The organism is Nocardiopsis nanhaiensis, assembly GCF_054778635.1.
In genome coordinates this window covers 115,669-128,712 of sequence record NZ_BAAGZJ010000005.1, presented here as the reverse complement: position 1 = coordinate 128,712, position 13,044 = coordinate 115,669, and the positions used below count along the sequence as shown (strand labels likewise).

The 13,044-nt window shown below is 69.9% G+C and carries 14 protein-coding genes and 1 pseudogene; 8 read left to right on the top strand and 7 right to left on the bottom strand.

The window, feature by feature from the left end:
* Positions 1–127: 127 nt before the first annotated feature.
* Positions 128–634: a DinB family protein gene (locus ACYVD1_RS03965; protein WP_460767843.1), complete on the bottom strand. Its 507-nt coding sequence runs from the start codon at positions 632–634 to the stop codon at positions 128–130.
* Between the two features lie 172 nt (positions 635–806).
* Here ACYVD1_RS03965 and ACYVD1_RS03960 point away from each other — a divergent pair, with 172 nt between their 5' ends.
* On the top strand, positions 807–1,781 hold the full coding sequence (locus ACYVD1_RS03960; protein ID WP_460767839.1) for an aldo/keto reductase: 975 nt from the start codon (positions 807–809) through the stop codon (positions 1,779–1,781).
* Positions 1,782–1,809: 28 nt separating this feature from the next.
* Complete coding sequence (locus ACYVD1_RS03955) at positions 1,810–2,196, top strand: VOC family protein (protein ID WP_460767836.1); 387 nt, start codon at positions 1,810–1,812, stop codon at positions 2,194–2,196.
* A 111-nt stretch (positions 2,197–2,307) separates the two neighbouring features.
* Here ACYVD1_RS03955 and gdhA read toward each other — a convergent pair whose 3' ends face one another.
* Positions 2,308–3,675: an NADP-specific glutamate dehydrogenase gene (gene gdhA / locus ACYVD1_RS03950; RefSeq protein ID WP_460767833.1), complete on the bottom strand. Its 1,368-nt coding sequence runs from the start codon at positions 3,673–3,675 to the stop codon at positions 2,308–2,310.
* A 375-nt stretch (positions 3,676–4,050) separates the two neighbouring features.
* Between gdhA and ACYVD1_RS03945 the strand changes: the two genes are divergently transcribed.
* Entirely contained in the window at positions 4,051–4,812 is a 762-nt protein-coding gene (locus ACYVD1_RS03945) for a phosphotransferase (protein WP_460767936.1), read from the top strand.
* A gap of 60 nt (positions 4,813–4,872) precedes the next feature.
* On the opposite strand, the gene ACYVD1_RS03940 is transcribed toward ACYVD1_RS03945, so the two are convergent.
* From ACYVD1_RS03940 to ACYVD1_RS03930, 3 genes are all read right to left on the bottom strand, one after another.
* Entirely contained in the window at positions 4,873–5,769 is an 897-nt protein-coding gene (locus tag ACYVD1_RS03940; RefSeq protein ID WP_460767830.1) for an NADP-dependent oxidoreductase, read from the bottom strand.
* A 403-nt stretch (positions 5,770–6,172) separates the two neighbouring features.
* Positions 6,173–6,673: a DinB family protein gene (locus ACYVD1_RS03935; RefSeq protein WP_460767827.1), complete on the bottom strand. Its 501-nt coding sequence runs from the start codon at positions 6,671–6,673 to the stop codon at positions 6,173–6,175.
* A gap of 35 nt (positions 6,674–6,708) precedes the next feature.
* A complete protein-coding gene (locus tag ACYVD1_RS03930; protein WP_460767824.1) occupies positions 6,709–7,335 on the bottom strand; it encodes a class I SAM-dependent methyltransferase in 627 nt (208 codons plus the stop codon).
* An 87-nt stretch (positions 7,336–7,422) separates the two neighbouring features.
* Here ACYVD1_RS03930 and ACYVD1_RS03925 point away from each other — a divergent pair, with 87 nt between their 5' ends.
* Complete coding sequence (locus tag ACYVD1_RS03925; RefSeq protein WP_460767821.1) at positions 7,423–8,019, top strand: helix-turn-helix domain-containing protein; 597 nt, start codon at positions 7,423–7,425, stop codon at positions 8,017–8,019.
* A gap of 60 nt (positions 8,020–8,079) precedes the next feature.
* Here the strand turns inward: ACYVD1_RS03925 and ACYVD1_RS03920 are convergent, their stop codons facing one another.
* On the bottom strand, positions 8,080–8,640 hold the full coding sequence (locus tag ACYVD1_RS03920) for a helix-turn-helix domain-containing protein (RefSeq protein WP_460767818.1): 561 nt from the start codon (positions 8,638–8,640) through the stop codon (positions 8,080–8,082).
* 41 nt (positions 8,641–8,681) lie between these two features.
* On the opposite strand from ACYVD1_RS03920, the gene ACYVD1_RS03915 reads away from it, so the two are divergent.
* Together ACYVD1_RS03915 and ACYVD1_RS03910 are read left to right on the top strand one after the other, a co-directional pair.
* Positions 8,682–9,200: a GNAT family N-acetyltransferase gene (locus ACYVD1_RS03915; RefSeq protein WP_460767815.1), complete on the top strand. Its 519-nt coding sequence runs from the start codon at positions 8,682–8,684 to the stop codon at positions 9,198–9,200.
* A 162-nt stretch (positions 9,201–9,362) separates the two neighbouring features.
* Positions 9,363–10,334, top strand: a complete 972-nt coding sequence (locus ACYVD1_RS03910) for an EamA family transporter (RefSeq protein ID WP_460767812.1) — start codon at positions 9,363–9,365, stop codon at positions 10,332–10,334.
* Positions 10,335–10,361: 27 nt separating this feature from the next.
* Here ACYVD1_RS03910 and ACYVD1_RS03905 read toward each other — a convergent pair.
* Positions 10,362–10,929: pseudogene (locus tag ACYVD1_RS03905) on the bottom strand (ribonuclease Z).
* 325 nt (positions 10,930–11,254) lie between these two features.
* On the opposite strand from ACYVD1_RS03905, the gene ACYVD1_RS03900 reads away from it, so the two are divergent.
* Together ACYVD1_RS03900 and ACYVD1_RS03895 are read left to right on the top strand one after the other, a co-directional pair.
* Complete coding sequence (locus ACYVD1_RS03900; RefSeq protein WP_460767809.1) at positions 11,255–12,874, top strand: sodium-dependent transporter; 1,620 nt, start codon at positions 11,255–11,257, stop codon at positions 12,872–12,874.
* Positions 12,874–12,987, top strand: coding sequence for a methionine/alanine import family NSS transporter small subunit (locus ACYVD1_RS03895; protein ID WP_460758206.1), 114 nt, complete (start codon positions 12,874–12,876; stop codon positions 12,985–12,987). Before ACYVD1_RS03900 ends, ACYVD1_RS03895 begins: the two co-directional genes overlap by 1 nt.
* Positions 12,988–13,044 lie beyond the last annotated feature (57 nt).

Here is a 13,044-nt window from a genome sequence, read left to right as displayed (position 1 = left end):
AGAGCCTCAGGGAAGTCCGGGCCGGGGCGGACCGCACCCCTTCCAGACGCTCGCCGGACGCCCCCGGTTCCGGCCCAGTCCCGTTCTGGTCGCCACTGGGATCGGGCACGCCTGGGCACGGGCCGGGTCACTCGCCCGTGGCGCCGTCGATGCGCTCGCGGATGAGGTCGGCGTGCCCGTTGTGGCGGGCGTATTCCTCGATCATGTGCACCAGGACCCAGCGGTGCGAGCAGTCCTCACCGTGGCGCTGCTTCTTGCCGACCGCGTCCAGGGGCAGGGCCGCGGACACCTGCCGGGCGTGGGCGATCTCGGCCCGCCAGAGGGCGAAGGCCTCCTGCGGGGAGGCGGTGTCCACGTCGAGGAAGGCGCCGTCCGGGTTGTCGGGCGTCGTGATCGGAGGCGGGGTGTCGTCACCCTCGATGACGATGCGGAACCAGATGTGTTCCACGTCGATCATGTGCCGTACCAGGCCGATCAGGGACATCGGTGAGGGCGGGACGGAGCGTTCACGCAGCTGCTCGTCGGACAGCCGTTGGCACTTGACCTCCAGGGTCTCGCGGTGCCAGTTCAGCCAGTTGGTGAGCATGGTGCGCTCGTCGGCGATGAAGGCGGGGTCGACCCGCGGATCGGTCATAGGCCGCGACACTAGATCCTGCCGACCCCCGGGTCAACGCGTTTCCCGCCTCCCCGAACACCCGCCGAACACCTATCGGTCACCGTCCGGGCCAGAGTATCCACGAGCAGAGCCGCGCCCAGGGCCGAAAGCCCCACCTGGGAGCGGTTCCGGAGGCCATAGGATCTCAAGCATGAACACACGCGAACTCGGTTCTGTCGCCAACGTGGGCGTCGTTGGCTTCGGCGCCTGGCAAATCGGCTCCGCCTGGGGTGAGGTCAGCGAATCCGATGCCATGGCCGCCCTCAACACGGCCGTGGAGGAGGGTGTCACCTTCGTCGACACCGCCGACGTCTACGGTGACGGCCGCAGCGAACGACTCGTCGGGCAGCTGCTCAAGGACCACCCCCACCTGACCGTGGCCACGAAGATGGGCCGTCGCATGGCCCAGGAGCCCGCACACTACAACCCGGGCAACTTCCGGGCCTGGAACGACGACTCCCGCCGCAACCTGGGCGTGGACACCGTCGACCTCGTCCAGCTGCACTGCCCGCCCTCGGCGGTCCTCGACACCGACGCCGTCTTCGACGACCTCGACGCCATGGTCGCGGAGGGGCGCATGCGCACCTACGGCGTCTCTGTGGAGACCTGTGAGCAGGCCTTGGCCGCCATCGCCCGGCCCAACGTCGCCTCCGTTCAGATCATCCTCAACGCGTTCCGCCACAAGCCCCTGGAGGGCGTGCTGCCCGCGGCCAAGACGGCCGGGGTGGGCGTCATCGCACGGGTTCCCCTGGCCAGCGGTCTGCTGTCCGGGAAGTTCAGCGCGCGCAGCAGCTTCGGGGAGGACGACCACCGCAACTTCAACCGCCAGGGTGAAGCCTTCGACAAGGGCGAGACCTTCTCCGGGGTCGACTACGAGACCGGCCTTGAGGCCGTCGAGCGCCTGCGTCCGCTGGTCCCCGAGGGCGTCACCATGAGCCAGTTCGCGCTGCGCTGGATCCTGGACCAGTCCGGGGTGAGCGTGGTCATCCCCGGCGCCCGCAACGCCGAGCAGGCCCGCGGCAACGCCGCCGCCGCGCAGCTGCCCCCGTTGGACGCCAAGACCCACACCCAGGTCCGCGAGATCTACGACGATCTCATCCGCCCGCAGGTCCACCACCAGTGGTGAGCTGAGTCCCCGTCCGGGAGGTCCCGCCATGGCCAGTAAGTTCACCGAGCTCGCGGTCGACTGTGCCGATCCCGTCGCTCTGGCGCGGTTCTGGTGTTCGGTCCTCGACTACGAGGTGCAGGAGGAAGCAGACGGGGATGTGACCATCGGTTCCCCCGAGGTACCCGAGGGCAGGAGCCGCCCCGGCCCGGTGCCGCCGACGTTGACCTTCGCCCGCGTGCCCGAGGGAAAGACCGTCAAGAACAGGCTCCACATCGACGTCAACGCGACCGACCGGGAGCAGGACGAGGAGGTCCGTCGCCTGCTCGACCTGGGCGCTCGGCAGGCCGACGTGGACCAGGGAGAGGTGAGTTGGGTCGTCCTGGCCGACCCGGAGGGCAACGAGTTCTGCGTGCTGGCGGGCCGCCGCCCCTGACCGCTAGCGTGCGCCGCTCCCCGCCGGGGCCGCGCACCGCCGGAACCGCGGAGGGCCCATTCGCCCCGTACGGCGAATGGGCCCTCACTGCGCGGGAACCGGGCGGGGAAGCTAGATGAGGCCCTGGGCCAGCATCGCGTCCGCGACCATCTCGAACCCGGCCACGTTGGCGCCCAGGACGTAGTCGCCCTTGGCGCCGTGCCGTGCGGCGGCCTCCTCGCAGCGGTCGTGGATCCCGGTCATCGTCTCGGCCAGCTCCGACTCGGCGTGCTCGAAGGACCACGAGGTGCGGCGCGCGTTCTGGCGCATCTCCAGCACGCTGGTGGCCACACCACCGGCGTTGGCGGCCTTGCCCGGGCCGAACAGCACCCCGGCCTCGCGGAACACCTGGACCGCCTCGGGCGTGGTGGGCATGTTGGCGCCTTCGGACACCGCGACGACACCGTTGCTCACCAGCGTCTTGGCGGCGCTTTCGTCCAGCTCGTTCTGGGTGGCCGACGGCAGCGCCACCTCACACGGCACGTCCCAGACGTTGCCGCCCTCGACGTAGTGGGCGCCCTTGCGCCGGTCGGCGTAGGTGCTGATCCGCGCGCGCTCGACCTCCTTGATCTGCTTGAGCAGGTCCAGGTCCAGGCCCTGGTCGTCCACCACGTAGCCGGCCGAGTCCGAACAGGCGACCACGGTGGCACCCAGCTGCTGGGCCTTCTCCACCGCGTAGATCGCGACGTTGCCCGAACCCGAGACCACCACGCGCATGCCGGTGAGGTCGCGTCCGTTGCGCTCCAGCATCCGCTCGGTGAACAGCACCGTTCCGTACCCCGTGGCCTCGGTACGGACCGCCGAACCACCCCAGTCCAGGCCCTTGCCGGTGATGACACCGGCCTCCCAGCGGTTGCTCAGCCGCCGGTACTGCCCGAACAGGTAGCCGATCTCGCGGGTGCCCACACCGATGTCACCCGCGGGGATGTCGGTGTACTCACCCAGGTGGCGGTGCAGCTCGGTCATGAAGGACTGGCAGAAGCGCTCGATCTCGGCGGCCGAGCGACCCTTGGGGTCGAAGTCGCTGCCGCCCTTGCCGCCACCGATCCCCATGCCGGTGAGGGCGTTCTTGAAGATCTGCTCGAAGCCCAGGAACTTGACGACACCGAGGTTGACGCTGGGGTGGAAGCGCAGGCCGCCCTTGTACGGGCCGAGCGCGCTGTTGAACTCCACTCGGAAACCGCGGTTGACGTGGATTTTCCCCTCGTCGTCGCGCCACGGTACTCGGAAGATGATCTGCCGTTCGGGCTCACAGAGGCGTTCCAGAACACGCTCGTCGGCGTACTGGGGGTACCGGGTCAGGGCGGGCGAGAGGCTGTCGAGCACCTCCAGTACGGCCTGCTGGAACTCCGGCTCGTCGGGGTTGCGGCGCGCGACGTGCTCGTAGGCACTGCGCACCCCCGGGTGGTGATCATCCCGGGCGCCATTGGAAGTTGGCATGCGAGTGCGTTCCCCTCTCACTGCTGGAACGGGCACCCTGCACGCCGTTGTGCGGGGAACCTCGGTCGTTTACGGGTGATTGATGGACACCGGTCCCATGGGTCCCATAAGGGTCGTACCCACCCATCGTGTTTCCAGTGTATTACCTCGATGTCAACATATCCTGGCAGTTTCGCAGGTACGGGACGGCGGACACCCAGGTGACCGTGAGTCCTGAGCCCCGAGCCCGCCCTCCTTCCACGCGCGAACCCTCAGCCAGTAGGTTGGTACCTCCGCAACGACACCGCTCCCCGTGCGGAGCCCCGGGCCTCCCAAAGGAGCGGAACCGTCTTGAACAGGGAAAACGTGGAGAAGGGACACCCGCTCAGCGGCGGCATGATGAACACCGTCGTGCGCCGCGGCGACCGGGTCGTGCGCAACGCCCCGAACCACGCGCCCGCCCTACAGGGATTCCTGGCGGCCCTGACTGCAGCGGGGTTCGACGGGGCACCCCGGCCGCTGGCCCTGCACGCGGACGGACGCGAGGAACTCACGTTCGTGGAGGGCGACGTGGCCGTTCCGCCCTTCCCCGAATGGGCGTTGGAGGACCGGGTGGTGACCGAGAGCGCCAGGCTCATGCGCCGCTACCACGACGTGGCCGCCCGCGTCCGCTTCGACCCCGGCACGCACTGGCCCGCCGCCCTGAGCGACCCCGAGGGCGGCCCCCTGCTGTGCCACAACGATCCCTGTCTGGAGAACCTGGTCTTCCGAAACGGCGCGGCCGTGGCCCTGATCGACTTCGACCTCGCCGCACCGGGGCGCCCCCTGTGGGACGTGGCGGCGCTGGCCTTCTACATGGGCCCGACCCTGGATCCGGAGTCTGCCGCCGGTACCGTCTTCGCCGGTCTCGACGCGTCCCGCCGCCTGCGCCTGATGGCCGACGCCTACGGGCTCTCCCACCACGACCGCTTGGCACTGCCGGAAACCGTCCAGCAGTACAACGAGGTCTCCCGGGAGTTCGTCCGGGGGATGGTCGAGGACGGCAATCCGCTGTTCGTCCGCGACTTCGAGCGGCTGGGTGGCTGGGCACGCTGGGACCGGCGCCGCGACTGGCTCATCGAGCAGCGCCCCGTCTTCGTCGAGGCCCTCACCGCCTGACCCTCCACCCGCCGGTGTCCCTTCCACACTGCCTCCGCCACCCCTGGCCAGCCCCTGAGGTCAGGGCTCCAACACGGCCTTGCCCAGGCCCTGAGCCAGGTGCGCGTCCCCGGCCTCGTCCAATCCGAACCGGCGCACCACCGGAAGCCGGATCCGCCGCTCGGCCGCAGCCTCCAGCAGAGTGGTCAGCACCTGCGGAGTCTGGTCGTCGGCTCCCCCGGACAGGAAGGGAACCCCCAGATCGAAAGCGGCGGAGTCGGCGACCGTGACCACGCGGTCCACACCCCCGCGCAGCGCGACCAGCGCCGGAAGGGCCCCGTTGCCGGCCGAGTCCAGGACCGCGTCCACCCCCTGAGGCGCGAGCTCGCGGACCCGATCCACCAGGCCGTCCTCGTATGTGGTGGCCACCGCGCCCAAGGCCCGGACCCGTTCCTGGTTGCGTTCTCCGGCCGCGCCCACCACGGCGATGCCCTGCCCGAGCGCGATCTGGGTGGCAACGGACCCCACGCTGCCCGAGGCGCCGTTCACCAGCAGGGTCTCCCCCTCCTTCGGATCCAGGGCCCGCAGGCACCGCAGGGCGGCCTCACCCGGTACCGGCAGTGCCGCCGCCTCCGCCCAGCCCAGAACCTCCGGCTTGGGCGCGTACACCGACAGCAGGGCGTATTCGGCGTATCCGCCGGTGGCCGACCAGCCGACCACCGCATCGCCCACCGCCACGCCGGTGACTCCGGAGCCGACGGCGTCCACCACACCCGCCACCTCGGAACCCAGCACGTGCGGCAAACTGAGCGGCATCACCTCGGCCATCTCCCCAGAGCGCAGCTTGGCGTCGATCGGGTTGACCCCGGCGGCACGCACCTTCACCCGCACCTGCGCAGGACCGGGTTCGGGCACGTCGGCATCCACGACCCGCAGCACGGACGGGTCACCGTACTCGGCGAAACTCACAGCGCGCATGGTGTTCTCCTCAGGAATCCTCGTGTCGGGGCTCCTCCCCACTGTTCCACGAACACCACGGTCAACGGCGAAGGGCCCCACACGCCCCAACCGGTCGGGCAGTGCGGTGCCCCGCGCCGATCCCGGGGGCGGGTCAGCCATCGAGGAATTCGAGCAACTCCGCGGTGACGTACCCGTGGTTCTCCTCGACGAGCCAGTGCCCCGTGTCCGGCACATCCACCGCGCGCACGATGTTGTCCATGCGTGTGTCCACGCTGGCTTGGACCGGGTCGAGTTGCCCCGCGCGGTCAGGAGCGGGACAGGGAGCCTGGCGGTCACCGCCTCCCGCGCGGATCGAAGAAGGCCGCGCGGGGCCGGCTGTGGTGCGGCGAACATGTGTTCCTTCGTCGAAGGCTTAGCGGAGTCAGCGCCCGGTGGCGCCGTCGATCTGCTCGCGGAGGATGTCGGCGTGTCCGGCATGGCGGCCGGTCTCCTCGATCATGTGGGCGAGTGCCCAGCGCACGCTGGGTGCGGGGCGTCCCGTTCGCGGCCGGGGAACCGGTGCGCCCGGGTCGGCGCACTCGTCGAGAACCCGGTTCGCGCGCTCTACCGCATCGCGGTAGCGGGCGACGACATCGGCCGCGCTGTCCGTCGGCGCGGCCTGGAACGTCGCCGGCCAGTCGGTGGCTCCGTCCCCGAGGAACGTCGCGCGCTCGACGTAGGTCAGGTGGTTGAGCAGACCGAGCAGGTTCGTTCCCGACGGCACTCCTGCTGTTCGGACGTGCGGCTCGGGGGCACCGTCGACCTTCGCGGCGATCGAGGTCCGCAGGTAGTCGAGGAATCCTCGCAGAACCTCGGTCTCACTGTTCCCGGTGCGGGGTGGCGGGGTGTCGACGCGGCGGCTGTGGCGGGAAGTGGCAGGCATGGTTGTCTCCTTCACGGGGCGCTCTTGGCGCCGGGTCAGGCGGTGCTGCGGATGAGCAGGACGTGGTCGGTGACCTCGGCGGTGCGCCCGCCCGGGCCGGTCGCGATCCGGCGGGGTGCGTCTGCCCGCTCTACCGTCCACGTCGCCGGGTCCAGGTCAAGGCCCGCGGCGACCTCCCGCGGGCTCGGGTGCCGGACTCCGGGATCCTGGTCCCACGACCACGGCGCGGCTGAGCCGTGGTCGACAACAAGCAGCAGCCCGCCCGGCCGCAGCGCGTGGGCGGCCCTGCGCAGGACGGTCGCCCGGTCCAATTCGAAGGGGGTGTGGAAGTAGTGCGCGCAGACCAGGTCGAACCGGCCCCGCGGGAAGGACTGGTGCAGGTCATGCCGTGTGGTGGTGACCAAGTCGCCCAGAGTGCGTGAGCGGGCCAGGTCGGCGAGCCGGCTGACCGCCATGGCCGAGATGTCGACCGCGGTGACGTTCCACCCGCGGTGGGCGAGCCACAGCGCGTCGCCGCCATCGCCGCATCCGAGGTCCAACGCGTAGCCGGGCGGTAGGTCGGTGACCGTCTCAGTGAGCCGGTCGTTCGGCCGAGGGTCGGTGGCCGCGGTTCGGGCTGTGTAGAGGTCTTCCCAGAACGTGACAGCGTCGGTGGTGTCCATTGAGGCTCCTTCTGTCCGGAGGAGCTCAGTATCACCGCTCTCCTCACGACCTGGCACGAAATCTTGCGGTTATGGCAAGGTGGTCGCGTGGACCACGAAACGGAAGACGTGCTCGATGTGGTGGGGTCGCGGCTGCGTGCGCTGCGGCGCGACCGAGGCATCACCCTCGCCGACCTCGCGGTGACGACCGGGGTGTCGGAGAGCACCCTGTCCCGGTTGGAGAGCGGTCAGCGCCGGGCGACCCTGGAGTTGCTGCTGCCTCTGGCCCGTACCTACGGCGTCCCGTTGGACGACCTCGTCGGCGCCCCGCGCACGGGCGACCCCCGGATCCACCTGAAGCCGATCCGGCGGTTCGGGATGGTTTTCGTTCCGCTGTCCAGGAGGCCGGGCGGGACACAGGCGTTCAAGATGATCATCCCCGCTCGGCCGGAACCGCTCGAGCCCTCCCCGAAGACGCACGAAGGCTTCGAATGGCTGTACGTGCTCAACGGTCGCCTGAGGCTTGTGGTCGGCGAGCGCGACTTGACGTTGCCACCGGGTGAGGCGGCCGAGTTCGACACCTCCTTGCCGCACTGGCTGGGCAGCGCCGACGGCGGCGGAGTCGAGCTGCTCGTCCTGTTCGGCCTGCAAGGGGTGCGCGCGCACGTGCGCTCCGAATCCGCGAACGGGACCCGGCCCCACTGACCGGGCACGGCTCTCCACTGGCCGTCAGCCGGGTCCTCGACCAGGTCCAAGGCTGTTCGCCTAACCCCGGCGGGTGATGGCCACGAGGTAGCGGCAGGGCTCCCGGGTCGGGTTGCGGTAGGCGCAGGGCACGGGCGGGCCCAGCTGGAGGCAGTCCCCGCGGTCCAGGACGTGCTCGACCGACCCCTCGCGGAAGGCGAGCGTGCCCTCCAGTACCCAGATCTGGTGGTGGGTGAAGCTGTAGGACTCGGCCAGGTAGTCCACCCGCGCACCAGGGGGTAGCTCCACCTCGACCAGTTCGATGGGTCCACCGGAGGTGGGCGAGACGGCACGGCGCCGGTACCCGGTCTCGGGGTCGGTCCAGGTGGGCTGCTCGTCGAGGCGGGCCAGCCACCGGTCGCCCTGCTCGGCTCGGGCGATGAGTTCGGACAGGGTGATACCCAGCGCGCCGGACAGACGGCCCAGCAGGGAGGCGGTGGGTTGGGCGTCACCGTTCTCGATCCGGCTGATCATGGCTCGGGAGACACCGGAGAGCTCAGCCAGTCCGGCTCCGCTCAGGCCCTTGTTCCGGCGCAGTTTCTGGAGGGTCACGGCGAGGGCGGGCCCCAGTTCGTCGCTCATGCGTTCACCATAGTAGACATGTTCGCTTACCATAATGGCCTATGAGCTCCCTGCTGACACACGCCAGCGCCCGTGACGCCACCGTCGCCGACGCGGCGGCCTGCGCGGCGATCTACGCGCCCTACGTCACCGACACCTGCATCACCTTCGAGTTCACCCCGCCCACGGCGTCGGAGATGGCCGAGCGCATCACCGCGGCCCAGCGCGAGCACGCGTGGATCGTCTTGGAGGACGAGGAGTGCGTCATCGGCTACGCCTACGGCGGCACCTTCCGCAGCCGCGCAGCCTACCAAGCAACCTGCGAGGTGAGCGTCTACCTGGACCGGGAACAGCGCGGCCGCGGCGCGGGCCGGGCCCTGTACGAGGAGCTGCTGCCCCGCCTGGCCAAGCGCGGCATGCGTACCGCCGTCGCCTGCATGACCCTGCCCAACGACCCCAGCCTGGCCCTGCACCGGGCGGTGGGATTCGAGGACGTGGGCATCATGCGGGGCGTGGGCCGCAAGCACGGCGGCTGGCACGACGTGGCCTGGGCCCAGCTGGACCTGGCCCCCGAGGGCTGACCGGCCCCGCGGGAAGGTCGGCGACCGTGCGCACGGAATCCTGCACAGGGCCCGAGTGCCCCCAGCCGAACACGGGGCCAGGAATCCGCCTGCACGGATCCGGGGCGCGACCGTATGCTCAAGCAGGTCCCATCTCCCCACCACCGCCCCCTGGAGTGTTCCGTGTCCGTGCACACCACCCGCCACCGCCCCTCGGGGCTGGCCTTCGCGCTCGCCTCCGCACTGGCCTTCGGCGGTTCGGGGGTCTTCGCCCGTCCCCTGCTGGACGCGGGGATGGATTCACTACACGTCACCTGGCTCCGCGTGGCCGGTGCCGCGCTGATCCTGCTCCCGGTGGCGATAAGGCACTGGCGGGTCGTCCAGCGCAGACCCCTGCTGGTCCTGGCCTACGGCGTCTTTCCGATGGCCGGCGTGCAGGCCCTGTACTTCGCCGCGATCGCCCGCATCCCCGTGGGCATCGCCCTCCTGCTGGAGTTCCTCGGCCCGGTCCTGGTCCTGCTCTGGGTACGGGTGGTACGCCGCAACAAGGTCTCCCCCGCGGCCGTGGTCGGCGTGGTCCTGGCCGTGGCCGGACTCGGGCTCCTGCTGGAGGTCTGGGCGGGAATGCGCCTGGACGCGATCGGGGTGGGCCTGGCCCTGGGTGCGGCCGCAGCCCAGGCCGCGTTCTTCCTGCTGGGCGATGCCATGGGCGAGGACGCCGACCCTCTGGCCGTGATCGCCTTCGGATCCCTGGTCGCCACCGTCCTGCTGGGTGTGCTCGCCCAACCGTGGACGCTCCCGTGGGGCCTGCTCGCCGAACCGCTCGACCTGGGCGGGATCGCCCTGCCCGGCTGGTCGATCGCGCTGTGGCTGGGCCTGGTGTGCACCGCCATCGCCTACTTCACCGGGGTCTCGGCGATCAAGCGGCTGTCCCCGCAGATCGCCGGCGGGGTGGCCTACCTAGAGGTGGTGACCGCGATCGTGCTCGCCTGGCTCCTGCTGGGCGAGGCACTCACCCCCATGCAGATCATCGGTGCCGTGGTCATCGTCACGGGTGCCTTCATCACCCAGACCGCGGTACCCACCACACCCGTCACGACGTCGGCGACCGACCCGGCCCCCGCCGACGTCCGCGCGTCGCTGGACCGCCGCTGACCCACCCACGGCCCGCGCTTCTCCCGGTCAGCGCCGTGCGGGCAGCGGGATGCGCTCCAGGTCGGCGGCCAGCACCACGTCACCGTCGAACTCCGCGCGCGCCTGTTCCACGAAGTGTGCGTCCTCGTCCTCGGTATAGCGCTCCGAAAGGTGGGTCAGGACCAGCAGCCGAACACCCGCCTGGGCCGCGATCCGCCCGGCCTGCCGCGCGGTCAGGTGCCCGTAGTCCTCGACCAGCCCCTCTTCGGAGTCCAGGTACGTCGACTCGATGACCGGCATGTCCGCACCCTGGGCCAGCTCCACGGCCTGCTCGGCACACCCCGGTGTCCATGACGAAGGCGAACACCTGCCCCGGCCTGGGCACCGCAGTCGGCCAACTCCACCACCCGTCCCTGCGGCAGCTCCAGCGCGACCTGGCGCTGGAGCCGGGAGATGTCGGTGGCCGCCAACCCGGCCAACCGCATCTGCCGCTGCGTCCCCCCGGGTCGAACAGCACACCCTGGTCGCCCCAGCGCAGGAAGTACCCGTTCTGGTTGCGCCGCCGGGTGGGCACCGCACTGGAGGTCCCCAGAACCACGAGCTCTCGGACGGACATGGGCCGCATTGTCCCACCGCTGGCGGCCCGCACCGGCCGGGTTCAGCTTGATGTGGCGCGGAGCCCCGGCCACCCCGGGCGGGGCGCTGACCCGCCCGGGCCCTTCCCCGCGCACGGCCCGCCACGCGCGGACTCAGCACGCCTGAAGGTGTCCGGTAAGTCCCGCTTGACTTGTTCGCCCTTCGCTGAATCCCTAGACAAATCTGCCCCAAGAGCCCGCACTGAGGCGACATCCAGCTCGTGTACCAGGCCCAACGATGCCTAAGGGTCTCGTTCCTGCTAGCGTGCGGATCGCGAAATACGGGATGATTTAGGAGACCTGAACATGGGGCAACAGCCTCGCGAGCAGTGGGGGACGCGCGCGGGATTCCTTCTGGCCGCGATCGGATCGGCCGTCGGACTGGGCAATATCTGGCGATTCCCCTACGTCGCCTACGACAACGGGGGCGGGGCCTTCCTGGTCCCCTACCTCATCGCCCTGTTGAGCGCGGGTATCCCGCTACTCATCCTCGAGTACACCATCGGACACCGGTACCGGTCCTCCGCACCGCTCTCCTACCGGCGCATCTCCCGCCCCGCCGAAGCCATCGGCTGGTGGCAAGTGGCGATCTGCTTCGTCATCGCGATCTACTACGCCGTCATCGTGGCCTGGGGTGTGCGCTACACCTGGTTCGCCGTCGGCCAGCAGTGGGGCAACGACCCGGACGGCTTCTTCTTCAACGACTTCCTGCAAGTCAGTGACGAGCCCGGCATGGTCTCCGGCTTCGTCTCCGGTGTGGCCTGGCCACTGGTCGCGGTCTGGGCGGTCGTCCTGGTCGTGTTGGCGCTGGGCATCCGACAGGGCATCGAGAAGGCCAACAAGGTCTTCATCCCCCTGCTGGTGGCGCTCTTCGTGCTGCTGGTCATCCAGGCGCTCACCCTGGACGGGGCAGCGGCGGGCCTGGACGCCCTGTTCACCCCGGACTGGGGCGCCATGCTCGACGGCGGGGTGTGGATCGCCGCGTACGGACAGATCTTCTTCTCCCTGTCCATCGGCTTCGGCATCATGGTCACCTACGCCTCCTACCTGCGCCGCAAAGCCAACCTGACCGGCTCGGCGATGGTCGCGGGCTTCGCCAACAGCTCCTTCGAGATCCTGGCCGGCATCGGTGTCTTCGCCGCTCTGGGCTTCATGGCCGCCGCAGCGGGCACCGCGGTGGACGAGGTCGCCACCGACGGCATCGGACTGGCCTTCGTCGCCTTCCCCCAGATCATCTCCACCCTGCCGCTGGGCGGAGCGCTCTTCGGGGTACTGTTCTTCGGCTCCCTGGTCATCGCCGGCATCACCTCGCTGATCAGCATCGTCCAGGTGATCATCTCGGCGGTGCAGGACCGCACCGGACTGGGCCGCGTCCAGACCGTCCTGCTCGTGGGCGGTGCGACCGCGCTCGCCTCGATCCTGCTCTTCCCCACGCCCGAAGGCCTGTACATCCTCGACACCTTCGACCGCTTCATCAACCAGTACGGTATCGCGCTGGCCGGCCTCGTGATGATCGTCGTGTTCGGCTGGGCGCTGCGGAAACTGCCCCTGTTCGAGAAGCACGCCAACGCCGTCTCCTCCGTCCGGCTGGACTGGTGGTGGAAGGTCGCCCTGGGCGGCATCACCCCCGTCCTGCTCGGCTTCATGATGTGGGACAGCCTGCGCACCGAGCTGACGACCAACTACGAGGACTACCCGACCAGCTTCCTGCTGGTCGCGGGTTGGGGCCTGGCCATCGGCGCGATCGTCATCGGCATCGTCATCGCCTGCTTCCCCTGGAAGCGCGCCGACGCCATCGCCCGCCGCGACGCCGACCGCGCCGCCAACGGGCACAGCGGTGACGATCCGAACGAGCTGGACGAACCCAACCAGATCACGCAGACCGGTGAGGCCGCAGGGCCCGCCGACAAGGAAGGGGGTCGCTGATGTCCACCAGCGCCATTGTCATGATGGTCTTCTCCATCGTCCTGCTCTGGGGCGGGCTCATCGCGGCCATCGTCCACCTGCGCCGCCACCCCGACGAACCCGAGTCGGAGTAGGCAGCACGAAAAGCCACGGGTAGCGGGGTCGCGGACACGTGTCCGCGACCCCGCTAC